At 68.3% G+C, this 23,319-nt stretch carries 18 protein-coding genes and 4 tRNA genes; 11 read left to right on the plus strand and 11 right to left on the minus strand.

The genetic code is table 11. From position 1 onward, the window contains the following. Nucleotides 1–52: 52 nt before the first annotated feature. From ACFP3H_RS02265 to ACFP3H_RS02285, 5 genes are all read left to right on the plus strand, one after another. Nucleotides 53–1,774, plus strand: coding sequence for an AMP-binding protein (locus tag ACFP3H_RS02265; RefSeq protein ID WP_378598736.1), 1,722 nt, complete (start codon nucleotides 53–55; stop codon nucleotides 1,772–1,774). Beyond that, the gene (locus ACFP3H_RS02270) at nucleotides 1,771–4,956 is read left to right on the plus strand and encodes an acetyl-CoA carboxylase family protein (protein WP_378598739.1); all 3,186 of its coding nucleotides are present in this window, start codon (nucleotides 1,771–1,773) and stop codon (nucleotides 4,954–4,956) included. Before ACFP3H_RS02265 ends, ACFP3H_RS02270 begins: the two co-directional genes overlap by 4 nt. A 137-nt stretch (nucleotides 4,957–5,093) precedes the next feature. After that, the gene (locus ACFP3H_RS02275; RefSeq protein WP_378598742.1) at nucleotides 5,094–6,491 is read left to right on the plus strand and encodes an MFS transporter; all 1,398 of its coding nucleotides are present in this window, start codon (nucleotides 5,094–5,096) and stop codon (nucleotides 6,489–6,491) included. A 66-nt stretch (nucleotides 6,492–6,557) separates the two neighbouring features. Further along, entirely contained in the window at nucleotides 6,558–7,766 is a 1,209-nt protein-coding gene (locus ACFP3H_RS02280; RefSeq protein ID WP_378598745.1) for an acyl-CoA dehydrogenase family protein, read from the plus strand. Between the two features lie 8 nt (nucleotides 7,767–7,774). Further along, nucleotides 7,775–8,455: a TetR/AcrR family transcriptional regulator gene (locus ACFP3H_RS02285; protein ID WP_378598748.1), complete on the plus strand. Its 681-nt coding sequence runs from the start codon at nucleotides 7,775–7,777 to the stop codon at nucleotides 8,453–8,455. Between the two features lie 16 nt (nucleotides 8,456–8,471). On the opposite strand, the gene ACFP3H_RS02290 is transcribed toward ACFP3H_RS02285, so the two are convergent. The 4 genes from ACFP3H_RS02290 to ACFP3H_RS02305 all read right to left on the minus strand — a co-directional run bounded on the left by ACFP3H_RS02290 (nucleotide 8,472) and on the right by ACFP3H_RS02305 (nucleotide 9,526). Beyond that, nucleotides 8,472–8,545: transfer RNA gene (locus tag ACFP3H_RS02290), tRNA-Phe, on the minus strand. A 30-nt stretch (nucleotides 8,546–8,575) separates the two neighbouring features. Continuing rightward, nucleotides 8,576–8,649, minus strand: a tRNA-Asp gene (locus ACFP3H_RS02295). A gap of 41 nt (nucleotides 8,650–8,690) precedes the next feature. Continuing rightward, nucleotides 8,691–8,763: transfer RNA gene (locus tag ACFP3H_RS02300), tRNA-Glu, on the minus strand. 91 nt (nucleotides 8,764–8,854) lie between these two features. After that, nucleotides 8,855–9,526: a TetR family transcriptional regulator gene (locus ACFP3H_RS02305; RefSeq protein ID WP_378598751.1), complete on the minus strand. Its 672-nt coding sequence runs from the start codon at nucleotides 9,524–9,526 to the stop codon at nucleotides 8,855–8,857. Nucleotides 9,527–10,153: 627 nt separating this feature from the next. Between ACFP3H_RS02305 and ACFP3H_RS02310 the strand changes: the two genes are divergently transcribed. From ACFP3H_RS02310 to ACFP3H_RS02320, 3 genes are all read left to right on the plus strand, one after another. Beyond that, nucleotides 10,154–10,229, plus strand: a tRNA-Lys gene (locus ACFP3H_RS02310). A gap of 136 nt (nucleotides 10,230–10,365) precedes the next feature. Next, nucleotides 10,366–10,971, plus strand: coding sequence for a DUF937 domain-containing protein (locus ACFP3H_RS02315; RefSeq protein WP_378598754.1), 606 nt, complete (start codon nucleotides 10,366–10,368; stop codon nucleotides 10,969–10,971). Between the two features lie 229 nt (nucleotides 10,972–11,200). Then, nucleotides 11,201–12,157 (plus strand): acyl-ACP desaturase, encoded by a 957-nt coding sequence (locus ACFP3H_RS02320; RefSeq protein WP_378598757.1) that lies wholly within the window; start codon nucleotides 11,201–11,203, stop codon nucleotides 12,155–12,157. Nucleotides 12,158–12,211: 54 nt separating this feature from the next. Here the strand turns inward: ACFP3H_RS02320 and ACFP3H_RS02325 are convergent, their stop codons facing one another. Beyond that, on the minus strand, nucleotides 12,212–12,790 hold the full coding sequence (locus ACFP3H_RS02325; protein ID WP_378598760.1) for a hypothetical protein: 579 nt from the start codon (nucleotides 12,788–12,790) through the stop codon (nucleotides 12,212–12,214). A 238-nt stretch (nucleotides 12,791–13,028) separates the two neighbouring features. Between ACFP3H_RS02325 and dusB the strand changes: the two genes are divergently transcribed. The 3 genes from dusB to phoU all read left to right on the plus strand — a co-directional run bounded on the left by dusB (nucleotide 13,029) and on the right by phoU (nucleotide 17,148). Further along, nucleotides 13,029–14,150, plus strand: coding sequence for a tRNA dihydrouridine synthase DusB (dusB, locus tag ACFP3H_RS02330; RefSeq protein WP_378599615.1), 1,122 nt, complete (start codon nucleotides 13,029–13,031; stop codon nucleotides 14,148–14,150). 121 nt (nucleotides 14,151–14,271) lie between these two features. After that, nucleotides 14,272–16,392, plus strand: a complete 2,121-nt coding sequence (locus tag ACFP3H_RS02335) for an LCP family glycopolymer transferase (RefSeq protein ID WP_378598764.1) — start codon at nucleotides 14,272–14,274, stop codon at nucleotides 16,390–16,392. Nucleotides 16,393–16,482: 90 nt separating this feature from the next. Further along, nucleotides 16,483–17,148 carry a phosphate signaling complex protein PhoU gene (gene phoU, locus ACFP3H_RS02340; protein WP_378598767.1) on the plus strand — a complete coding sequence of 222 codons (666 nt, stop codon included), beginning with the start codon at nucleotides 16,483–16,485 and terminating at the stop codon, nucleotides 17,146–17,148. Nucleotides 17,149–17,268: 120 nt separating this feature from the next. On the opposite strand, the gene pstB is transcribed toward phoU, so the two are convergent. The 6 genes from pstB to ACFP3H_RS02370 form a co-directional block, all read right to left on the minus strand. Further along, the gene (gene pstB / locus ACFP3H_RS02345) at nucleotides 17,269–18,045 is read right to left on the minus strand and encodes a phosphate ABC transporter ATP-binding protein PstB (protein ID WP_378598770.1); all 777 of its coding nucleotides are present in this window, start codon (nucleotides 18,043–18,045) and stop codon (nucleotides 17,269–17,271) included. 20 nt (nucleotides 18,046–18,065) lie between these two features. After that, complete coding sequence (pstA, locus tag ACFP3H_RS02350; protein WP_378598772.1) at nucleotides 18,066–18,971, minus strand: phosphate ABC transporter permease PstA; 906 nt, start codon at nucleotides 18,969–18,971, stop codon at nucleotides 18,066–18,068. Further along, nucleotides 18,971–19,942 carry a phosphate ABC transporter permease subunit PstC gene (pstC, locus tag ACFP3H_RS02355; RefSeq protein ID WP_378598775.1) on the minus strand — a complete coding sequence of 324 codons (972 nt, stop codon included), beginning with the start codon at nucleotides 19,940–19,942 and terminating at the stop codon, nucleotides 18,971–18,973. Before pstC ends, pstA begins: the two co-directional genes overlap by 1 nt. Before the next feature lie 91 nt (nucleotides 19,943–20,033). Then, nucleotides 20,034–21,143, minus strand: a complete 1,110-nt coding sequence (pstS, locus tag ACFP3H_RS02360) for a phosphate ABC transporter substrate-binding protein PstS (protein WP_378598778.1) — start codon at nucleotides 21,141–21,143, stop codon at nucleotides 20,034–20,036. Between the two features lie 292 nt (nucleotides 21,144–21,435). Continuing rightward, on the minus strand, nucleotides 21,436–22,344 hold the full coding sequence (gene mshD, locus ACFP3H_RS02365; RefSeq protein ID WP_378598781.1) for a mycothiol synthase: 909 nt from the start codon (nucleotides 22,342–22,344) through the stop codon (nucleotides 21,436–21,438). 4 nt (nucleotides 22,345–22,348) lie between these two features. Then, nucleotides 22,349–23,110, minus strand: a complete 762-nt coding sequence (locus ACFP3H_RS02370) for a winged helix-turn-helix transcriptional regulator (protein WP_378598784.1) — start codon at nucleotides 23,108–23,110, stop codon at nucleotides 22,349–22,351. Nucleotides 23,111–23,319: the final 209 nt, after the last annotated feature.

A 23,319-nucleotide genomic window follows, 5' to 3' on the forward strand; every position in this document is an offset into this window, starting at 1 on the left:
AACATGCTGTGATGACGCACACATGTGGGCTACCACTGGAATGGATTCGCGCATGACCGCAGAACTCGCCACAGCCGCACTCGACGCCGCGCTCGCGCAGGTCAGAGCATGTCAGCAGGCCGCGTGGCCGCACCAGGTGCCGCGCACGCCGCAGTATCCGATCGAGTCGATGGCGCTGGTCGACTATCTCCGCCACTGGGCGAGCGAGCGGCCTGAGACGGTCGCCATCGGTTTCTACGGGCGCGACATCAGCTACGCCGAATACGACGAACTGTCCGACCGGTTCGCCGGGTGGCTGCTCGCCGAGGGAGTCGTGGCGGGCGACCGGGTGGGGGTGTTCCTGAGCAACTGTCCGCAGTTCCTGATCGCCATGCTCGGGATCCTGAAGGTGGGCGCGGTGCACGTACCGATCAATCCGCTGTTCCGGGCGCACGAGTTGCGGCACGAACTCGTCGACGCGGGGGTGAGCGTGCTGCTCGCCCAGGACGACCTCGCGGCGCTGGTCGAGGAGGTGCGCGGGCAGACGCCGGTGCGGTCGGTCGCGGTCACCGGGCTGGGCGACATGCTGACCGAGGAGCCCCCGGTGCCGGTGCCGTTCGGCACCTCGGGTGACACCGACTGGCAGCGAATCCTCGAAAGCCCGCGCGCCCCAGCGCAACCCATCGATCCCGACGCACTGGCCGCCCTGAACTACACCGGCGGCACCACCGGAATGCCCAAGGGCTGCGAGCACACCCAACGCCACATGGTCTACACCGCCGCCACCGCCACCCTCGGCAACGGCTACCAGGTCGGCGAACCGATGGTGGCCCTGAACTTCCTGCCGGTGTTCTGGATCGCCGGGGAGGACTTCGGAATCCTGTTGCCCCTGGTCAACGGCGGCACGGTGGTGTTGATGAACCGCTGGGAGGCGGGCACGGCGCTCGCACTGCTCGGCCGCTACCGGGTCACCACCGTGGTCGCGATGGTCGACAACTACCTGGAACTGCTGAACCACCCCGCCTTCGACCCGAAAGACCTGACAGCGCTGGAGAATTCGACCGGGGTCTCCTTCGTCGTCAAACTCAGCCCCGACATCCGCGAACAGTGGCGCGCGGCAACCGGACTCGTCCTGCGCGAGACCAGCTACGGCATGACCGAGACGCACACGGCCGACACCTTCACCCTCGGCTTCCAGCACGGGGACTACGACCTACACCAGGACCCGGTGTACTGCGGCCTGCCGGTGCCCGGCACCGACATCCTCATCGTCGACGAGGCGGGCGCGCCGGTGCCGATGGGCCAGGAGGGCCAGATCATCGTGCGCAGCCCGTCGATCCTCACCGGGTACCACGGCAATCCCGAGGCCGGCGCCGCGACCGTGCGCGAGGGCTGGTTGCAGACCGGCGACCTCGGCAAGTTCGACCAGCACGGCGCCCTGCAATACCTGGCACGAAACAAGGAGATGATCAAGGTCAACGGGATGAGCGTGTTCCCTGCCGAGGTCGAATCGCTGCTGATGCTGCACCCGAGGGTGCGCGCGGCGGGCGTGGTCCCCAAACCCGACGCGCGCCGCGGCCAGGTACCGCTGGCCTTCGTCCAACTGACCCCCGGCGACGCGTTCGCACCCGCCGAGCTGCGGGCGTGGGCGGCGGCGAACATGGCCACCTACAAGGTCCCCGAGATCACCGTTGTCGACGCCCTGCCGATGACCGCCACCGGCAAGATCCGCAAGGGCGAACTGTTCACCATGACCGAGCGCATCGTCGCGGCGGAATCCGAGGCCACACTGTGAAACTGCTGATCGCCAACCGCGGCGAGATCGCCCTGCGCGTGCTCCGCACCGCCGCCGAACTCGGCATCGACACCGTGGCGGTTTACGCCACCGACGACGCCGACAACCCGAACGTGCACGCCGCCGACGAGGCCATCGCCCTGACCGGCGCCGGCCCGGCCGCCTACCTCGACCACGTCGCGATCCTGGCCGCCGCCAAGGAATCCGGCGCCGACCTGATCCATCCCGGGTACGGATTCCTCAGCGAGAACGCCGAATTCGCGCGGGCGTGCGCGGCGAACGGGGTGCGGTTCGTCGGGCCCGATCCGAGCGTGCTCGACCTGTTCGGGGACAAGTCCTCGGCCCGGCGCACCGCCGTCGCCGCCGGGGTGCCGGTGCTGCCCGCGACCGAGGGGGCGAGCACCGTCGAGCAGGTGGCGGCGTTCTTCGCCGCGCAACCGGGCCCGATCATGATCAAGGCGCTGGCCGGTGGCGGCGGGCGCGGGATGCGGGTGGTGCGTGCGGCCGAGCAGTTGGCCGATTCCTACCGGCAGTGCGCCGCGGAGGCCCAGCTCGGCTTCGGGGATCCGGCGGTGTTCGCGGAGAAGCTGCTCGAGCACGCACGGCACATCGAGGTGCAGGTCGTGGCCGCGGGGACGCGGGCGATGGCGCTCGGGGATCGCGATTGCAGTGTGCAGCGCCGACATCAGAAGCTGCTCGAAATTGCACCGGCGCAGGGCCTTTCGGAGTCGCTGCGACGGGACCTGCACGGGTGCGCGGCACGGCTGTGCGCGGAGGTCGGGTACAGCGGGCTGGCGACTGTCGAATTCCTGGTCGCCGGTGCGGAATTCGTGTTCCTCGAGGTGAATCCGCGGATCCAGGTGGAGCACACCGTCACCGAGGAGGTCACCGGGACCGATCTCGTGGCCGTGCAACTCGCGATCGCGAGCGGGAAGTCGTTCGACGAGCTCGCGCTACCGCCCGGAATCTGTTCGGACGGAACGGACACCGACGGCACCCTCGCCGCCGCCGACGGCATCGCGATCCAGGCCCGCGTGAACATGGAGACCATGGCGGCCGACGGCTCCGCCGTGCCGACCGCGGGCACCCTCACCACCTTCGCCCCGCCCACCGGCCCCGGCATCCGCGTCGACACCTTCGGCAGGCCCGGACTGACCCCGAGCCCGCGCTACGACTCCCTGCTCGCCAAGGTGATCGTCCGTACGCGGGGCGATTTCCCCACTGCCGCACGGAAAGCCGCGACCGCGCTGGGCGAGTTCGGGATCGAGGGCATCGGTACCAATATCGCGTTCCTGCGAGAGGTGCTGGCCGACACCGACTTCCGATCGGGCGTCGTGACCACCGGCTACCTGGGCGAGAAGCTCCCCTCGCTGGTCGCCCGCGTTCCCGCGCCGACCAGCACCGCCGCCGCCGTCGAGCTGTATCCGGGCCAGGAGGCCGTGCGGGCGCAGCTGGCGGGCACGGTGGTCGACGTGGTCGAGGAGGGCGTCGACGTGGCGGCGGGCGGACAGCTCGTCGTGCTCGAGGCGATGAAGATGCAGCACGTGGTCGCCCTCGCGACGGCCGCGCGGACGGTGCGCGTCCTGGTGCGACCGGGGCAGGTGGTGGCGCCCGGCGACCCGCTGGTGATCGTCTCCCCCACCGGCGCCGAGAACGACGACCACGGCCTGATCGACCTGGACCCGGATCGAATCCGCGCCGACGTCGAGGAGATCCGTGATCGCCATCGCGTGACCCGCGACGAAGCCCGCCCCGACGCGATCGCCAAGCGGCACAGGCTCGGTCGACGCACCGCGCGGGAGAACATCGCCGATCTGGTCGACCCGGGCAGCTTCGTCGAATACGGCGCCCTCGCACTGGCCGCCCAGCGCAGCAGGCACTCCGAAGAACACCTGATCGCCAACACGCCCGCCGACGGTCTGATCACCGGCCTGGCCACCATCGGCGCCGACCGGTTCGACAAGGCCGACGCGGTGGTCGTCTCCTACGACTACACCGTCCTGGCAGGCACCCAGGGCAAGAACAACCACGCCAAGACCGACCGCGCCTTCGAACTGGCCGCCCGCAAACAGATCCCGGTCGTGCTGTTCGCCGAGGGCGGCGGCGGTCGACCCGGCGATACCGACTGGCACGGCATGGGTTTGGACGTGCCCACCTTCCGCGCGCTCGGGGCCCTGCGCGGGCAGGTGCCGCTGGTGACGATCGTGTCGGGCCGCTGCTTCGCCGGCAACGCGGCGCTGGCGGGGGTGTGCGACGTGATCATCGCGACCCCCGACGCGAATATCGGCATGGGCGGACCGGCCATGATCGAGGGCGGCGGGCTCGGCACCTTCCGGCCCGAGGACATCGGACCGATCGACGTCCAGCGCCGCAACGGCGTGGTCGACCTGGTGGCCCGCGACGAAGCGCACGCGGTGGAACTGGCCAAGCAGTACCTCGGCTATTTCCGGGGCGCCCTGCCCGACTACGAGGCGCCCGACGCCCGGCTGGCCCGACACGTCATCCCGGAGAATCGCTTGCGGGCCTATGACATTCACCGCGCGATCGAGGCGATCGTCGATGTCGGGTCGGTGCTGGAACTGCGACCGGACTACGGCGTCGGCATCGTCACCGCGCTGGTCCGGGTCGAGGGCCGCCCCTTCGGCCTGGTGGCCAACAGCAGCCACCATCTCGGCGGCGCCATCGACGCCGACGCGGCCGACAAGATGGGCGAATTCCTCACGCTGTGTGACTCTTTCGGCCTGCCGGTCGTATCACTGTGCGATACACCGGGTTTCATGGTCGGGCCCGAGGCCGAGAAGGACGCGACCGTGCGCCGGTTCGGCAAGCTGTTCGTGCTCGGCGCCGCCCTGCGTGTCCCCTTCGGCACCGTCATCCTGCGCAAGGGCTACGGTCTCGGCGCGATGGCCATGGCGGCCGGGCACTTTCGCGCGCCCAGCTTCACCGTCGCGTGGCCGACCGGCGAGATCGGGCCGATGGGGTTGGAGGGCGCGGTGCGCCTCGGCTTCCGCAAGGAGCTCGCCGCGGTGGACGATCCGGTGGCCAGGGAGCAGCTGTTCGACCAGCTGCTCGCCGCCGCCTATCAGCAGGGCAAAGCACTGACCGCCGCCACCGGATTCGAGCTCGACGACGTGATCGACCCAGCGCAGACCCGCGCCTGGATTCGCACCCTCAGCCCGTAATCCCCCTTGATTCATTTTCGCTATCCGTGTGATTGACATTACATCGAGGGTCCCGCACACTAAGCAAGCGCTCATTCACTTGAAGTTGACGTCAACTACAGTTCGTTCAGCTTTGCGGATCCACCGAGGAGTTCCCGATGCAAGAATCCGGCCGACTGCCAGGCAGCGACGCCACGCTGGCCCCACCGAACACCCAGACCACCGCGCAGAAGCGGGCCCACCGCAAACTGCTCGCCGCGGGCCTGGTCGGCAGCTCCATCGAGTGGTACGACTTCTTCCTCTACGGCACCGCCGCCGCACTGGTGTTCCCGCACGTGTTCTTCCCCGACGCCTCGGCGCTGATGGGCACGCTGCTCTCGTTCAGCACCTTCTGGGCCGGCTTCGTCGCCCGGCCGATCGGCGGCGTGCTCGCCGGACACTTCGGTGACCGCTACGGCCGCAAACCGGTGGTCGTGGTCTGCCTGCTCGCCATGGGCGTGGCGACCTTCCTGATCGGCTGCCTGCCCAGCACCGGCTCGATCGGCATCCTCGCGCCCATCCTGCTGGTGACCCTGCGCTTCGTCCAGGGCATCGCCTGCGGTGGCCAGTGGGGCGGAATCGTGCTGCTACTCACCGAATCCGCGGGCCCGAAGAAGCGCGGCTTCGCCGGCACCTTCGGACAGATGGGCGTGCCGCTGGGCCTGATCCTGGGCAACCTCGTCTTCCTGGCCGCCACCGCGGCACTGTCGACCGACGCGTTCCTCAGCTGGGGCTGGCGGGTGCCGTTCCTGGCCAGCGCGCTGCTGTTCCCGGTCGTGCTCTACATCCACACCCGCGTCGAGGACTCCCCCGAATTCCGCGAACTCCAGGCCGAGACCGCCAAGAAGAAGGCGCCCGCCGTCGCCCAGGCCCCGCTGGCCGAGGCGATCAAGGGCCACTGGCGCACCATCCTGCTCGGCTGCGGTCTGCTGGCCGCCACCAACTCGCTGTTCTACGTGAGCATCGCCGGCCTGCTCAGCTACGGCACCGCCGAACTCGGCATGAACCGCAACGCGCTGCTGGCCATTTCGCTGATCTCCTCCGCGCTGCTCACCGGCGTCATCCTGTGGGCAGGCTCGCTGTCGGACCGGATCGGGCGCAGGCCGCTGATCCTGCTCGGCGGCGCGGGCATGGCGCTGTGGGCGTTCCCGTTCTTCGGGCTGGTCAACACCGCCAGCATCGCGGCCGTGTTCCTCGCGGTGGCGGTGGGCTCGCTGCTCCAAGCCCTCACCTACGGGCCGCTGGCCGCGTTCATGGGTGAGCTGTTCGCCCCGCGCGTGCGCTACTCCGGCGCCTCGCTGGCCTACCAGCTCGCCGCCATCACCATCAGCGGCGGCACCCCGTTCATCATGACCGCCATCATCGCCAATACCGGTTCCACCACCGGTGTTTCGGTGTTCCTGATGGCCATGGGCCTGATCACCGTGTTCAGCGCGTGGAAGCTGCGCGAGACCAACCCGCCCGCCGTCCGCAACGACCCCGACGCCATCCCCGGCGCCTACCTCTACCAGTCCTGACCCTTGCCCTCGCCGCGGCGCGCGATCGCGCGCCGCGGCAGTGCCTTTCGATCACCGGGAGCAGCCATGTTCGACCTCACCGACCGCGCCAAGAAGTACCAGGAGGACCTCCTCGACTTCATGGACGTCCACGTCTATCCGGCCGAAGCCGTCTACGACGAGCAGATGCGCGCCTCCGGTGACCCGCATTTTCAGCCGCCCATCCTCGAGGAACTCAAGGTCGAGGCCAAGCGGCGCGGACTGTGGAACCTGTTCCACCCGCACCCCGGACGTGGGCCCGGCCTGACCAACCTCGAGTACGCGCCGCTCGCCGAGATCATGGGCCGCAGCCACCTCGCCCCCGAAGCGTGCAACTGCAACGCCCCCGACACCGGCAACATGGAAGTGCTCGAGCTGTTCGGGACCGAGGAGCACCGGGAGAAATACCTCAAACCCCTGCTCGACGGGACGATGGCCTCGGCCTTCGCGATGACCGAACCGCGAGTGGCCAGCTCCGACGCCACCAATATCGAACTGTCGATGGTGCGCGACGGCGACGAATACGTCCTCAACGGCCGAAAGTGGTTCGCCACCAACGCCTTGCACAAGAACTGCCGGGTGCTGATCGTGATGGGCAAGACCGATCCCGACGCCGCGCCACACCGCCAACAGTCGATGCTGGTGGTGCCCATCGACGCGCCCGGCATCACGCTGCTGCGCGGGCTGCCGGTATTCGGGTACCAGGAACGCGAAGGCCACGCCGAGATCGACTTCGCCGACGTGCGCGTGCCCGTCACCGACGTACTCAAAGGCGAGGGCGAGGGATTCGCGATCAGCCAGGCCCGGCTCGGACCGGGCCGCATCCACCACTGCATGCGCAGCATCGGCATGGCCGAACGGGCACTCGAAATGCTGTGCACGCGGGCGCTGTCGCGGGTCACCTTCGGCAAACCGGTGGCGGAGAACTCCAATATCGGCGACTGGATCGCCGAGGCGCGCATCGAGATCGAGATGATCCGACTGCTCACCCTCAAGGCCGCCTACCTGATGGACACCGTCGGCAACAAGGAGGCGCGCACCGAGATCGCCGCGATCAAGGTGGCCGCGCCCAACATCGCGCTGAAGATCATCGACCGGGCCATCCAGGTACACGGCGCCGCGGGAGTCACCGACGACTACCCGCTCGCCTTCGCCTGGGCCCACCTGCGCACCCTGCGCCTGGCCGACGGACCCGACGAAGTGCACAAGCGGGCCATCGCCCGCCAGGAACTTCGCAAATACCAGAGCCGTATATAACTACAACCATGGAACACACCGACAGCGAGGGCGCGCTGCCCTCCATGGCACGCACCTCGCTGTTGCGCGAACTCCCCACCACCGCGCGCGGACTGCGCACCCGCGACGCGCTGATCGCGGCCGGTCGCACAGTGTTCGAACGGCTCGGCTACCTCGACACCCGGCTCATCGACATCACCCAGGAAGCCAACTGCTCCTCCGGCACCTTCTACACCTATTTCGCCAGCAAAGAGGAAATCCTCGCGGCGATCCTGGAACGCGCCCAAGAGGACATGATGCACCCGGGCACCCCGCACGTGGCCGACACCGACGACCCCGCCACGATCATCGAAGCCGCCAACCTCGCCTACTTCCAGGCCTACGCGCGCAACGCGAAACTCATGGCGCTGCTCGAACAGGTCGCCCAGATCGACCCCGAATTCGGCAGACTGCGCCGCGACCGCGCCGACGCGTTCGTCCGACGCAACGCCCGCGGCATCGCCGACCTGCAACGACGCGGCCTGGCCGACCCCGAACTCGACCCGGTGCTGACCTCGCGGGCGCTGTCGAACATGGTGAGCCGGATGGCGTTCAGCTACTTCGTCACCGGTGACCGGGAACTACCGATGGAACAGGTGGTGGCCACCCTGACGCGACTGTGGACCAACGCCCTGCGGATGGAAACGAAAAACCCCCGCACCAGGATCTGATGCAGGGGCTGTGCTGTGGCCAGAGCCGGGATCGAACCGGCGACCTACCGCTTTTCAGGCGGTCGCTCGTACCAACTGAGCTACCTGGCCGGAAGTACCGGATTGCTCTGGTACTACTTGCGACCCTGACGGGACTCGAACCCGCGACCTCCGCCGTGACAGGGCGGCGCGCTAACCAACTGCGCCACAGGGCCTTGCTTTTCGTGCAGTACTGCTAGACACAGTCCGAAGACTGTACCCCCTACGGGATTCGAACCCGCGCTACCGCCTTGAAAGGGCGGCGTCCTAGGCCGCTAGACGAAGGGGGCTCGTTCCGAATCTCTCCGGGGCGGCTTCAACGTTTCCGTTGGGAGCTCGCATAGCTTATGACAGGTGCGCCGAGAGTTCCAAATCGCCTGGTCAGGCGCCCAAACCGAGGTCGTCCAGGCGTGCCGAAGCGCGCCAACCCTCCGTGCGGAAGCTCTGGATCCACAGCGGGGTGGCCATCGCCTCCACGATAACCTCGAGCACCTCGGCGAAACGGGCGCGCATATCGGCGGCCGAACCGGTGGCGATGGGGTCGACCAGATAGCGCTGTCCGGCCAGGGCCGCGGACAGGGTGCGGGTGAAACGGTCGGGGTCGGCGTCGGCGCGCAGCTGGCCGTCGGTGATCGCGCGCACCGCGAGCACCCGGGTGGCGCGGCCGACGATGCGACCGCCACTGTTGCCCGCGTCGCGGTGGAAGTCGGGTTCGATCACCAGGCGATACTCGGCCTGGACGATGGTGTCGTGCTCGAGCCGCAGCGCGATCTCGTCGACCATGCCGTGCAGCACGTCGAGCGGGCCCAGGTCGGCGCGCGCGAGCCAGCGCTCGGCGCAGACCCGGTAGCGCTCGACCGCGGTCTCGAGCACCGCGCGCGCCAGATCCTCCTTCGAGTCGAAGTGGAAGTACATCGCCCCCTTGGTGGCCCGCGAGCCTTCCAGAATGCGGTTGAGCGATGCCGCGGCATATCCGCTCTTACCGAACTCGACGGCCGCGGACTTGATAATCGCCGCGCGTGTCCGGCGCGCCCGCTCTTGCTGCCGTGCCATGCTCGAAACGCCTCCGAACCTTCTCGTGACCGCCGGCCAATTACCGACCGTTGGTACGAATTGTGGTTTTAATTCAAACTTTCGGTATGAAAAACTCGCAGTGCCACACGCGGGGGCTCCGCGACCGGTGAGAACCGCCTCCTCCTGCGGTAACGACAACCCCTGCACCGGCCGCTCACGCACCCATCGCGAGCCACCGGGCACTACCCATCGTCGACGAATTACGAAACCCGCCCACCCCGCTCCGACGCCACGGAAAACGCGGCACCGGTGATTGTTTCGAAATTCACCAGGCGATCACCGTACCCGTATTCACGAGCCGACACGCAGCGAACGGGGCACCTATCCGAACATCCGGTCCGGTTATCCCGATCACTACCGAAGCTATGAATTTCGCACTCGCACAGCACAGTTGACGACCCCGCGGATAACCGCGAAGTCGGCCCCACGGTCGCCGGACCGAGGGCCCCGGTGGAGGACTCCATCGCTACTGCACCCCTGCTTGTCGAAAGATGTTGCGATACAACAGCATTCGAGTCATATACGCAAGCGGTAGAGCGCCGGGGACCCGGTGGTCGGACCCACTATTCGGTCTCCGGGCACACCGTCGGCTAGACTCCGCTGCGCGCCCCTTTAGCTCAGTTGGTAGAGCTGGTGACTTTTAATCACTAGGTCGTAGGTTCGAGTCCTACAGGGGGCACCACCACCACCCACCGTGACCAGCGTCACGTGGCGACGCGCCCAGCGCAGACTCCGCCGAAACAGCCTGTTTCCCGGTCGATTCCCCTAGCCTGAGCGCGACCCGGAGCGACCGGGCACCTTTACGTAAGCGGAGTGAGATGACTTCCTTCGACGATCTGCTCGCCCAGGTCCCGATCGCCCAGATCGCCGACAAGCTCGGCGTCGACCAGGCCACCGCCACGACCGCCGTGCAGGCCGCACTGCCCACCCTGCTCGGCGGACTGCGGGTCAACGCCACCCAACCGCAGGGCGAGGCGTCCCTGCTCGGCGCGCTCGGCGACCACGGCGGGCTCGTCGGCGCCGCGGGCGCGGTGGACCTGACTCAGGTCGATGTCACCGACGGCGAGAAGATCGTCGACAAGGTCTTCGGTGACGAGAAGAACACCGTCATCAGCGCGCTCGGCGCGACCGGCGGCACCGGCGGCAACGACCTGATCGCCCAGCTGCTACCGATCCTGGCCCCGATCCTGCTCGCCTACCTGGCCAAGCAGCTCACCGGCGGCACCGTCGCCGCGCCCGCGCCCGCCCCGGCTCCCGCGCCCGCCCCGGCCTCGGGCGGGGTCCTCGGCGACCTGCTGGGCGGCCTGCTCGGCGGCAGCGGCAACAGCGGCGGCATCGGCGGCGCGATCGGCGACGCGCTGGCCAAGAACGCGGGCGGCGCGCTGGGCAGTGTGCTCGGCGGCCTGCTCGGCGGGAAGCGCTGAGCGTCACCCCGCGTCCTCGCTAACGTCACGCGGCCCGCAGCGATAGTCCCTATGCTGCGGGCCGAACGCCTAGACTCGTCAGCACGACCACGAGCCTCACCGCGAGTTGTGGCATTGCTCAACATCGACGGAAAAGCGCTCTGTTGCGTTTCGCATCACACCTACGGTGCCGTAAGGTATGGCCGCATCGCGACGTTCGACCGCAAGCACGACAGCGAAGGGTTTTTACATGGCAAGGGATCTGACTCAACTCGAACTGCTCACGGAGTTGGAGCCGGTTGCCGAGGAAAACGTCAACCGGCACCTGTCACTGGCCAAGGAATGGCATCCGCACGACTACGTCCCGTGGGACGAGGGCCGCAACTTCGCCGCCATGGGCGGCATCGACTGGGATCCTGAGCAGTCCAAGCTCAACGAGGTCGCCAAGGCGGCCATGATCACCAACCTGCTCACCGAGGACAATCTGCCGTCCTACCACCGTGAGATCGCCGAGAACTTCTCCCAGGACGGCGCCTGGGGCACCTGGGTCGGTCGCTGGACCGCCGAGGAGAACCGCCACGGCATCGTGATGCGCGACTACCTCGTGGTCACCCGCGGCGTGGATCCGGTCGCCCTCGAAGAGGCGCGCATGATCCACATGACCAACGGCTTCGCCTCCCCCACCGAGGTCGACGCCGGCTTCCTGCACTCGGTCGCCTACGTGACCTTCCAGGAACTGGCCACCCGGGTGAGCCACCGCAACACCGGCAAGGTGTGCGACGACCCGATCGCCGACCGCATGCTCCAGCGCGTCGCGGCCGACGAGAACCTGCACATGATCTTCTACCGCAACCTGTGCGGCGCGGCACTGGACCTGAGCCCCGACCAGGCGATCGAAGCCATCTCGCTGATCGTCGAGAACTTCCAGATGCCGGGCGCGGGCATGCCCAACTTCCGCCGCAACGGCGTCCTGATGGCCAAGCACGGCATCTACGACCTGCGCCAGCACCTCGAAGAGGTCGTGCAGCCGGTGCTCAAGAAGTGGAACGTCTTCGAGCGCACCGACTTCACCGCCCGCGGCGAGGCCACCCGCGAACGGCTGGCCGGCTTCCTCGACAAGCTCGGCGAGGACGTGCTCAAGTTCGAGGAGCAGCGCGACCGCATGCTCGCCCGCGAGGCCAAGAAGCGCGAACTGGCCAGCGTCTAGACCACACGACGAAGCCGCCCACCGAGACTCCGGTGGGCGGCTTCGCTGTGTGTCCTACTTGATCGGCAGGCCGTCGGTGCTGCCGACGTCGGTGATCTGCCAGTCCTTCCCGGCGTCGACGGTGATCTGGTAGGTCACCGTGTTGCGCAGGCCGTCGGGATTCTGGGCGTTGGTGGTGCTCACGTCGACGAAGGCCGCGACCTTGTAGACCGAGCCGTCCTGCGAGAGCACCTTCGCCGTGATCGGCGCGGCGGTGGAGGTCCACTTCAGCGGGATGATGATCTGCTCGAGCTTGGCGCCGGTGGCGTCGAACTTGCTCGCCAGTTCCGGCGAGGTACCGGCCTTGAGCTTGGCGACCCAGGCGTTGACGTCGGTGTAGTTCAGCGACGCCGAGCCGACCGAGTAGTCCAGGGCGATCTGCTCGGCCTTGGCGTTGTCGGCGGCCTGGTCGCGCATCTCGGAGACCTCCGACCGCGCCGAGACCAGCAGCGCGCCGAGCACGATCGCCACGATCGCCAGCACCGCGATCACGGCACCGCCGATCAGCGACGAGACACGAACGGCGACGGTGCCCTTACCGGACTCCGCGGGGGTTTTCGTGAGGTCGGGGGCGCCTTCGGTGCTTTCGGCCATGGGGGGTCTTCTCCGATTACGTGGGAACAGCGCACCGCCGAGGCGACGATGCGGGCAGGCTAAGGCTACTGACCGCACGGCACTGCTACGGACACGACGTAGCAGGTAAACGGTATCGACCCGGTCGCGGTCACCGCGGTGACCCGCGGCGCAGCCGTTCGGACGCGAGATCGATCACATCGGACCGGATGCGACAATCACCGATGTGACTACCACGATGCCCACGGCGCCCTCGGCGCTGCGGATCGGGCCCTACCCGGTCGATCCGCCGGTGGTGCTCGCGCCGATGGCGGGCATCACCAACCGCGCCTTCCGGCGCCTGTGCCGCGAGTTCGGCAGCGCCACCTCGATCTATGTGTGCGAGATGATCACCGCCCGCGCGGTCGTCGAGCGCAACGAGAAGACGCTGCACATGATGTCGTTCGACGCCGACGAGCACCCGCGCTCGATGCAGCTCTACGGCGTCGACCCCAAGACCCTCGGCGAGGCCGTGCGGATCATCGTCGGCGAGGGCTGGGCCGACCACATCGACCTCAACCTCGGCTGCCCGGTGCGCAAGGTGACCAAGCTCGGCGGCGGCTCCGCGCTGCCCTACAAGCGCAGGCTGTTCGCCAATATCGTGCGCGAGATGGTCTCGGCGGCCGAACCCGCGGGCGTTCCGGTGACCTTCAAGTTCCGCATCGGCATCGACGACGAGCACCACACCTACCTCGACACCGGCCGCATCGCCGAAGCCGAGGGCGCCGCCGCCGTGGCGCTGCACGCGCGCACCGCGGCCCAGCTGTACTCCGGCGCGGCCGACTGGTCGGCCATCGCCCGGCTCAAGGAGGCCGTGACCAGCATCCCGGTGCTCGGCAACGGCGACATCTTCACCGCCGACGACGCGCTGCGCATGATGCGCGAGACCGGCTGCGACGGCGTGGTCGTCGGACGCGGCTGCCTGGGACGGCCGTGGCTGTTCGCCGAACTCAGCGCGGCCCTGCGCGGCGAACCGATCCCCGAGGGGCCGACACTCGGCCGCGTCGGCGAGATCCTGGTGCGCCACGCCACCCTGCTCACCGAACACGACGGTGAGGACAAGGCGATGCGCGACATCCGCAAGCACATGGCCTGGTACCTGATGGGCTTCCCGGTCGGCTCGCAGCTGCGGCGCAGTTTCGCCACGGTCTCGCGGCTGGACCAGATCGCCGAACTGGTCGCCCAGCTCGACCCGAACGTGCCGTTCCCCACCGACGCGCTCGGCCCGCGCGGCCGTCAGGGCTCGCCGCAGACCAAGGTCGTGCTGCCGGAAGGGTGGCTCGACGACCCCGAGGACGACACCGTTCCGACGGCGGCCGATGTGATGCACAGCGGCGGCTGATTCGCGTTGGGGTGGCCAGCCGTGGCGGAATCGTTATCATTGCGGGATCGCTCGACTCCGGTTCGATCGGAGCCGGGCGATGACGCGCACGCTGCGCCAGATAGAGAAGTGAGGTTCGTTGGTGGGTGACGATCGGCGCGGGCGTACGCCCCGACCCGGAAATCGCGCCCCCTGGGAGCGGTACGCGACGGGTGAACCCACCGAACAACCCGAAACCGGCTCGCGTCGTTCCCGGCACGCGGACACCTCCGCCGACCCCTCGGCCGCCCCGCTGACGGTCGCCGATCTGGTGAACCGGGTCGACAGCGAACGCACCCGCCGCGGCCGTCGCGCCGCCACCGAGGGCGCCGAACCCAGCTCGCGCGCCGGTCGCCGCGCTCGCGAACAGGCGCCGCGCCCGACCGCGCGGCCCGAGGTCTCCCCGCGCACCGACGGCTCGCCCGTGGTCGACGACATCGCTGGAACCGCGCCGCATCGCGCCGAATCCCCCGCCGATCGGACCGTCACCACGGCACTGCCCACCCAGGCCAGGCAGAACCCGGCCGAGCCCGCGCAGAAGCCCGCCGCGCCGAAGAAGGAATCGGCGCGTCCGGCCGTGCCCGCCCGCCGCGTAGCCGACGCGCACGACCCGGCCACCGACATCCTGCCCACCGTCACGGGCGTCCCCGCGCCCGAGCGGGCACGCCCGACCAAGACCGCGACCCCCGCGCGCGCGACCACCGCGCCGCGCTCGTCGAACCGGCGCAGCAAGCAGGCCCGCATGGCGGGGCGGGTCGCGGCGACCTTCGTCGCGGTGCTCTCCCTGGTGATCACCGGCGGCGGCTGGAGCTACCTGCAGGCCACCAACAACAGCTTCACCCAGGTCGACGCGCTCGGCGGCGGCTCCACCGACGACATCCTCGACGGTGACATGCAGCTCGGTGACGAGAACTACCTGATCGTCGGCACCGACACCCGCGCGGGCGTGAACGCGAACATGGGCGCGGGCAACGCCATCGACACCGAGGGCGCCCGCGCCGACACCGCGATGCTGGTGCACGTCCCCAAGAACCGCTCGCGGGTGGTGGTCGTGTCCTTCCCGCGCGACCTCGACGTGACCCGCCCGCTGTGCTCGGGCTGGGACAACGAGAAGGCCACCTACACCGACCAGAAGTTCCCGCCCTTCATCGGCGACAAGCTCAACGCCGTCTACGCCCTCGGCGGCCCCAAGTGCCTGGTCGACGTGATCCGCAAGATGTCGGGTCTGACCATCGGCCACTTCATCGGCATCGACTTCGCCGGGTTCGAGGCCATGGTCAACGAGATCGGCGGCGTCGAGGTGTGCTCGACCAAGCCGATCATCGACGGCGTGCTCGGCCCGGTCCTCGAGACCTCGGGCAAGCAGCGGGTCGACGGCGAGACCGCGCTCAACTACGTGCGCGCCCGCCACGTCGTCGGCGAGGAACGCAGCGACTACGACCGGATCAACCGCCAGCAGCGTTTCCTCGCGTCGCTGCTGCGCGGTGCGCTGTCGAGCAAGGTGCTGTTCGATCCGGGCAAGCTCAACGGATTCATCCAGGCGTTCACCGCGCACACCTTCGTCGACAAGGTGACCCCGCAGGACCTGCTGCTGCTCGGCCGTTCGCTGCAGAAGATGGACGCGGGCGCGGTGACGTTCCTGACCATCCCGACCGCGGGCACCACCACCTACGGCAACGAGATCCCGCGCGAGTCCGATATCAAGGCCATCTTCCGCGCGGTCATCGACGACCAGCCGCTGCCCGGCGAGACCAAGGCCCCCGAGATCGAGAGTTCCGCGCCGAGCCCGGCGCCGGTCGCGCCCAAGCAGTACGCGGTCGCGCCGAGCACCACCTCGCTGCTGCTGTCCAACGGTTCGGGCTCGGCGGGCGCGGCGCGCACCGTCGCCTCCAAGCTCGGCTACCAGGGCTTCGGGATCTACAGCGTCGGCAACTACTCCGGCGGCACCTCGCCGACCTCCAAGATCCGCTTCGCCGAGGGCATGGAAGCCGAGGCCGCGACCGTGGCCAGCACCATCCCCGGCGCGGTGCTCGAGCAGGCCAACGAGCTCGGCAGCATCATCGAAGTGGTGGTCGGGGCCGATTTCGCGGGCATGGTGCGCACCGCGACGCCGGTCGGCGAGGAACTGCCGAACGTGCCGATGGGCGAGCCGCACAGCGCCGCGCCGGTCGCGCTGCCCTCCGACCTCGAGCACATGAACGCCGCCGACGACACCTGCAAGTGAGCACCGCTGCTGACCTGCCATGACACTGCCACGCGCCATTAACCCACTGTTGGGTGACAGGTATTCCGGTACCCACTAGGGTCTGCAATCATGCGTGTCATCTACAACGAGCAAATGGCCGATCTCGCCAATCTCCTCGGCGAGATGGCCGGTCTCGCCGGCCAAGCCATGGAGCGGGCCACCCAGTCGCTGCTGCAGGCCGATCTGGCACTGGCCGAGCAGGTCATCGGCGAGCAGGATCGGATCTCGGTGATGATCGCCGAGGCCGAGGAGCGAGCCTTCGCGCTGCTGGCCCTGCAGGCCCCCGTCGCCGGCGACCTGCGCCAGGTCGTCAGCGCGATCCAGATCGTCGGCGACGTGAACCGGATGGGCGCGCTGGCCCTGCACGTGGCCAAGGTGACGCGCCGCCGTCACCCCGCCCACGCGCTGCCCGAGTCGGTCAACGGCTACTTCGCCGAGATGGGCCGCATCGCGGTGAGCATGGGCGCGGCCGCCAAGGAGGTGCTCGAGACCCGCGATCCCGAACGCGCCGCCCAGCTCAACCAGGACGACGAGGCGATGGACGACCTGCACCGTCACCTGTTCACCCTGCTGATGGACCGCGACTGGCAGTACGGCGTCGCGCCGGCCGTCGACGTGACCCTGCTGGGCCGCTACTACGAGCGCTTCGCCGACCACGCCGTGGAGATCGGCCGCCGCGTGATCTTCCTCGTCACCGGCGTCCTGCCCACCGACGAGGATCTCGAAACCAGCTGAGCAGCATCCACCGAACTCCCCGCGCTCGCACCTGAGCGCGGGGAGTTCTGCGTTCGGAAGCCGTTGTCCCCCAACGAAAAAGGCCCGTGCGCCATGCACGGGCCTTTCGCGGTCTACTACCTATCCGAAGCGGCCGGAGATGTAATCCTCGGTGGCGCGCTGGGTGGGGTTGGAGAAGATCTTCTCGGTGTCGTCGATCTCGATCAGCCGGCCGGGCTTGCCCTGCGCCTCGAGGTTGAAGAAACCGGTCTGGTCACTCACACGAGCGGCCTGCTGCATGTTGTGGGTGACGATGACGATCGTGAACTCCTTCTTGAGCTCGGTGATCAGGTCCTCGATCGCCAGCGTGGAGATCGGGTCAAGGGCCGAACACGGCTCGTCCATCAGCAGCACGTCGGGCGAGACCGCGATCGCGCGGGCGATGCACAGACGCTGCTGCTGACCACCGGACAGACCGCCGCCGGGCTTGTCGAGGCGGTCCTTGACCTCGTTCCAGAGGTTGGCGCCCTTGAGCGAGCGCTCGGCGACCTCGTCGAGTTCCTTCTTGTTGCGCACGCCCTGCAGCTTGAGCCCGGCCACCACGTTGTCCTTGATCGACATGGTGGGGAACGGGTTCGGCCGCTGGAACACCATGCCGATGGTGCGCCGCACGCCCACCGGGTCGATGGCCGAGCCGTAGATGTCCTCGCCGTCGAGCAGCACGGCACCTTCGACCCGGGCGTTCGGGGTCACCTCGTGCATGCGGTTGAGCGAGCGCAGCACCGTGGACTTGCCGCAGCCGGAAGGACCGATGAAGGCGGTGACGCTACGGGGCAGCACGGTCAGTTCCACATTCGACACGGCGTGGAAGCTGCCGTAGTAGATGTTGAGATCTTTGACGTCGATCCGCTTGGCCATGGGAGTTCTTCCGTTCGCTTCTATCGGTTCCGGGTGAGCAGCTTGTTGACGCCGGCGGCAGCCAGGTACAGCACCGCGATCATCAGGATCAGCGTGAGCGCCGCACCCCAGACACGTTCGCGGCCCGCGGCCTCCGGGTTGGCCAGCTCCTGGTAGATCAGCAGCGGCAGCGACGCCATGTTGCCGTCGAAGATGTTCTGGTTGATCGACTTCGAGTAACCGACCAGCACCAGCACCGGCGCCGTCTCGCCCATCACGCGGGCCAGTGCCAGCAGGATGCCGCTGATCATGCCGGGCGCGGCGGTGGGGATGACGATGCGCAGGATGGTCTTCCACTTCGGCACGCCGAGCGCGTAGGAGGCCTCACGCAGCTCGTCGGGCACCAGCTTGAGCATTTCCTCGGTGCTGCGCACCACCACCGGCAGCATCAGCAGCACCAGGGCCAGCGACACCGCGAAGGAGCTCTGCGGCATGCCGAGGGTGGCGATCCACAGCGCGAAGATGAACAGCGCGGCCACGATCGAGGGCACACCGGCGAGGATGTCGACCATGAAGGTGGTGACCTTCGCCAGTCGTCCGCGCCCGTATTCGACCAGGTAGACCGCGGCCATGATGCCCAGCGGCACCGCGATGATCGAGGCCACCGCGGCCTGCACGATGGTGCCGTAGATGGCGTGGTAGACGCCGCCGCCGGTCTGCTCGGGCAGGATGCCCTTCTGCGAGTTGAACCACCAGTCCGACGAGATGATCGCGGTGAAACCCTTGCTGACCACCAGACCCAGCACCCACACCAGCGGGACGAGGGCGATGAGGAAGCACAGGGTGACCACGACGGTGGCCAGGTTGTTCTTGATCCGCCTCGCCGCACTGACATTGCGGAAGGTGGGTGCCTTGACAGGCTTGTCCAGGGTCGTCGAGGTGGTCATCAGCCGTTCACCTTTCCACCGGAGGCCAGGCGGGCCAGCGCGTTGACGACGAAGGTCAGCGCGAACAGAACGAAGCCCGCGGCGATGTAGGCGCCGGTCGGCAGGGGCGAGCTGAACTCCGAGGCCGCCGAGGCGATCTTGGAGGCGAAGGTGTAGCCGCCGTCGAACAGCGACCAGGTGCCGGCGTTGGTGGCCGTGCGCAGCACGACCAGCACCGCGATGGTCTCACCGAGCGCGCGGCCGAGGCCGAGCATGGAACCGGCGATCACACCGCTGCGGCCGTAGGGCAGCACGGTCATCCGCACGACTTCCCACTTGGTGGCGCCGAGGGCCTGGGCGGCCTCGATGTGGGCGCGCGGGGTGAGCGCGAACACCTCGCGGGCCACCGAGGTGATGATCGGCAGGATCATCACCGCGAGCACGACGCCCGCGGTGAAGATGGTGCCGCCGCCGGCGATCGAGACGTTGCCGTCGGAGAACAGGAAGAACCAGCCCAGGTTCTTGTTCAGGAATTCCTGCACCGGCGCGATCTGCGGCGCCAGCACCAGGAATCCCCAGAGGCCGAACACGATCGAGGGCACCGCGGCGAGCAGGTCGATCAGCATCGTGAACGGCTTGCCCAGCCGCGACGGGGCGTAGTGCGTCAGGAACAGCGCGATGCCGACGCCGATCGGCACCGCGACGATCAGCGCGAACACCGAGCTCAAGACCGTGACCATGAACAGGTCACGGATGCCGAAGCGCAGGTCGTTGGCATCACCGGTCGAGAACTCGGTGCTGGTGAAGAAGTTGACGTTGTCGGCCATGAGCGAGGGGACCGCGCGGATGAGCAGGAACAGCGCGATCAACGCGATGGCCGCGACGATCGTCGCGCCCGCCGCAGTCGCCAGCCAGCGGAAGATCGTCTCGGCGTTCAGGCGGCCGGGACGACCCCCGTCGGGGGCCTTGTCGAATTTCGGTTCGGTCGGCATATTCGCAGTATCTCCGGCCGCCCGTGGGCCCGTCGAATTCGACGAGCCCACCGCGGTCACCTCGGGGTGCATGGTCATGGCCAGGGTGCGATCAGGAGATGGCGTTGATCGCGGTGGTCAGCTTGGTCTTGAACGCGTCGGGCAGCGGCACGTAGCCTGCCTCGGTCAGACCCTCCTGGCCGTTGGTGACGGCCGAGGTCAGGAAGGCCTTGACGGCCTTGCTGGTGTCGGCGTCGGCGTACTTGGAGCACACGACCTCGTAGGTGGCCATGACGATCGGGTACGAACCGGCGACGGTCGGCTTGTAGAACGAGCTGGTGTCGAGGATGAGGTCGTTGCCCTCGCCCTTGACCTTCACGCCGTCGATGGCCTTGGCGGCGGAATCGGCCGAGAGCTTGACCGGGTCCTTGCTCGCGGAGGTGATGATCTGCGAGATGGACAGGTTCTGCGCCTTGGCGAAGGACCACTCGTTGTAGGTGACCGAGTTCTTGGTGCTCTTGATGGCGGCCGAGGTGCCCTCGTTGCCCTTGGCACCCTCACCGACGCCACCGTTGAAGGTCTTGCCGCCGCCCTTGCCCCACGCGCCGTCGGAGGCGGCGTCGAGGTAGAGCTGGAAGTTGTCGGTGGTGCCCGACTCGTCGGAGCGGAAGATCACGGCGATCTTCTCCGAGGGGAGCGTGGCGTTGGGGTTGAGCGCCTTGATCTCGGGGGCATCCCAGGTGGCGACGGAGCCGTTGAACACCTTGGCGGCGGTCGGGCCGTCGAGCACCAGGTCGGTGACGCCGTCGACGTTGTAGGTGATGGCGATCGGGCCGAAGACGGTCGGCAGGTTCCACGCGGGGGCGCCACAACGCTCGGCGGCCTTGGCGGGCTCTTCCTTCTTGGAGCTCAGCGCCGAGTCGGAGCCACCGAAGTCGGTCTGGCCGCCGATGAACTCGTTCACGCCCGCGCCGGAGCCGCTGGAGGTGTAGTTCAGGGTGAAGCCGTCGCAGTTGGCCTCGTAGGCCGCGACGAAACGCTCCATGGCGTTCTTCTGCGAGGACGCGCCGGATGCCTTGAGCGCCTTCTTGCCTCCGCAGTCCACGCTGGTGTTGGCGGCGGTGCCACCGGCAGTGGTGTTCTCGTCACTGCCACAGGCCGCCAGGGTCATGGCGCCCACGGCGAAGACGCCGACCAGGGCACTGGTGCGCTTGAAGTTCACTGTTCCTCCGACAAAGCTGGGGTGTCTCGCTCGGTCCCTCACCGGCCCGAGCGAGGCGATGTGGTGCGATCCGGGATTGCGCGCACCAGGCGACGACTCTGCCGCCCAGAAGTAACGTAAGGTCGCCCGGTTGACAGTTGGCCCGATGTGGGTTAACGGAGAATGAACAGACCCTCGCGATCCGGACAGCGAAGCTGACGTTTGCCCCAGTTTTACTCGCCGGTACCCGATCGACCCCGCGATATTCAGCCGGGCAACGGAATTCACCCGACCGGTGTGAGCTCGCTCGCAGTCAGGGCAGCGCGTACGCGACGTCGATGTGCGCGGGGGTGAAACCCAGCTTCGTGTAGGTGTTCACCGCGGCGGCGTTGTCGGCCTCGGTGTAGAGCAGGGCCTCGGTGGAGCCGGTGGCGCGCAGGTGGCGCAGACCGAACAGGGTGAGCAGTCGGCCCAGCCCACGGCCCTGGGCGGCCGGGTCGACGCCGACCACGTACACCTCGCCCGCCGGGGCGGCGTCGGGGTGCTGCTTGGTCCAGTGGAAGCCGAGCAGGCGGTCGAGGTCGTCGGTGTCGAACGCCTGGAACAGGCCGTTGCCGTCGAACCAGGACTCGGCGATCCTGGCTTCGATATCGCGCTCGGTCCAGCCGCCCTGTTCGGGGTGCCAGGAGAACGCGGCGTTGTTCACGCGCAGCAGTTCGGCGTGATCGGTGGGGCCCGCGTAGGTGCGGATCATCAGGCCGTCGGGAAAATCGAGTTCCGGTAGCTCCGGGTTAGCCAGTGAGCGCCGCATCTGCCACAGCTCGCGCGCCGTGCGCAGTCCGAGACCCGCCGCCAGCGCCTTGGCGGCGGGCAGATCGCCGTGCGCCCAGACCCGCGCGCCCGGCCCACCCTCGGCGAGCGCGGCGCGAACCAGATCGGTGCCGATGCCGACACCGCGCACCGAGGGATCGACGGCGACCTCCGCCATCGCGGAGTGTTCGTCATGTGCCGCAACAAGATTCGCGTACCCGACGAGCTCGCCCGCCCGCTCGGCCAGCAAATGTCCGGTTGCCCCGTCGGCCTCGGCCAACGACAGCACCGCCTGCTCGGAAACCGGGGCGACGCCGTCCTCGGCCTTGGCCCGCGCCAGCAGCTCGCGCACGCGCGCCACCATCGCGGGCTCGACCCGATCGGTCCAGCTCAGGGTTGCTGCGTCCGACATCGCGCTACTGGGCGGTGCCGTTGAGCGGGGCGAAGGAGTCGTCGCCGTCGACATCCTCGTCGACGAAGGTCACCACCTCGCCCTTGGCCGCGGGCGTGCGCGCCGGGCGCACCGCCTTGTAACCGACATTGCGCACGGTGCCGATCAGCGACTCGTACTCGGTGCCGAGCTTGGCGCGCAGGCGTCGCACGTGCACGTCGACGGTGCGGGTGCCACCGAAGAAGTCGTAGCCCCAGACCTCCTGCAGCAGCTGCGCGCGGGTGAACACCCGGCCCGCGTGCTGCGCGAGGTACTTGAGCAGCTCGAACTCCTTGTAGGTGAGGTCGAGGGGACGACCGCGCAGCCGCGCGGTGTAGGTGCCCTCGTCGATCACCAGCTCACCCAGGGTGATCTTGCCGGTGTTCTCCGGACTCGCGACCCCGCCGTTGCGCCCGACCAGCAGGCGCAGCCGGGCATCGAGCTCGGCAGGCCCGGTACCGGGCAGCAGGATGTCGTCCAGGCCCCAATCGGCGTTGACCGCCACCAGGCCGCCCTCGGTCAGGACCGCCACCACCGGCACCGACGACCCGGTGCTGCCGAGTAGTCGGCACAGGCCGCGCGCGGCGGCCAGATCGGTTCTGGCGTCGACCAGTGCCACATCGGCACTACTCGCCTCCAGCAGGGACGACACCTCGGTCGGCGCGGGCCGGACGTTGTGCGCGAGCAGCGTCAACGACGGTAGGACCGCATCGGGGTTGGGGTCGGAGGTCAGTAGGAGCAGCTCCATGGGGCTCTCCTCCTATCTCGTTGCTCCGCGGACGACAGCAGCCGCGTAGCTACGTCGCCGAAACACAGGTTAAGTCGTGTGCAACATTAGCGCCTCTACAGCCACGACCTCGCAACACGGAGTCCATTTTGTGTCTTTGGTCGCGTGCCATCGCGCTCGCGCACCGTCTTCGGGGTGCGACGATGGAGCCTTCGCGGCCCCGGCCGCTA

The organism is Nocardia lasii (assembly GCF_042658545.1).
In the GTDB taxonomy this organism is placed as follows: Bacteria; Actinomycetota; Actinomycetes; order Mycobacteriales; family Mycobacteriaceae; genus Nocardia; species Nocardia lasii.

Excerpts from the sequence above, each read along its gene's own strand:
- ACFP3H_RS02265 (WP_378598736.1), top strand. The coding sequence starts at position 53 with ATGACCGCAGAACTCGCCACAGCCGCACTCGACGCCGCGCTCGCGCAG.
- ACFP3H_RS02275 (WP_378598742.1), top strand. The coding sequence starts at position 5,094 with ATGCAAGAATCCGGCCGACTGCCAGGCAGCGACGCCACGCTGGCCCCA.
- ACFP3H_RS02280 (WP_378598745.1), top strand. The coding sequence starts at position 6,558 with ATGTTCGACCTCACCGACCGCGCCAAGAAGTACCAGGAGGACCTCCTC.
- ACFP3H_RS02285 (WP_378598748.1), top strand. The coding sequence starts at position 7,775 with ATGGAACACACCGACAGCGAGGGCGCGCTGCCCTCCATGGCACGCACC.
- ACFP3H_RS02305 (WP_378598751.1), bottom strand. The coding sequence starts at position 9,526 with ATGGCACGGCAGCAAGAGCGGGCGCGCCGGACACGCGCGGCGATTATC.
- ACFP3H_RS02315 (WP_378598754.1), top strand. The coding sequence starts at position 10,366 with ATGACTTCCTTCGACGATCTGCTCGCCCAGGTCCCGATCGCCCAGATC.
- ACFP3H_RS02320 (WP_378598757.1), top strand. The coding sequence starts at position 11,201 with ATGGCAAGGGATCTGACTCAACTCGAACTGCTCACGGAGTTGGAGCCG.
- ACFP3H_RS02325 (WP_378598760.1), bottom strand. The coding sequence starts at position 12,790 with ATGGCCGAAAGCACCGAAGGCGCCCCCGACCTCACGAAAACCCCCGCG.
- phoU (WP_378598767.1), top strand. The coding sequence starts at position 16,483 with ATGCGTGTCATCTACAACGAGCAAATGGCCGATCTCGCCAATCTCCTC.
- pstB (WP_378598770.1), bottom strand. The coding sequence starts at position 18,045 with ATGGCCAAGCGGATCGACGTCAAAGATCTCAACATCTACTACGGCAGC.
- pstA (WP_378598772.1), bottom strand. The coding sequence starts at position 18,971 with ATGACCACCTCGACGACCCTGGACAAGCCTGTCAAGGCACCCACCTTC.
- pstC (WP_378598775.1), bottom strand. The coding sequence starts at position 19,942 with ATGCCGACCGAACCGAAATTCGACAAGGCCCCCGACGGGGGTCGTCCC.
- mshD (WP_378598781.1), bottom strand. The coding sequence starts at position 22,344 with ATGTCGGACGCAGCAACCCTGAGCTGGACCGATCGGGTCGAGCCCGCG.
- ACFP3H_RS02370 (WP_378598784.1), bottom strand. The coding sequence starts at position 23,110 with ATGGAGCTGCTCCTACTGACCTCCGACCCCAACCCCGATGCGGTCCTA.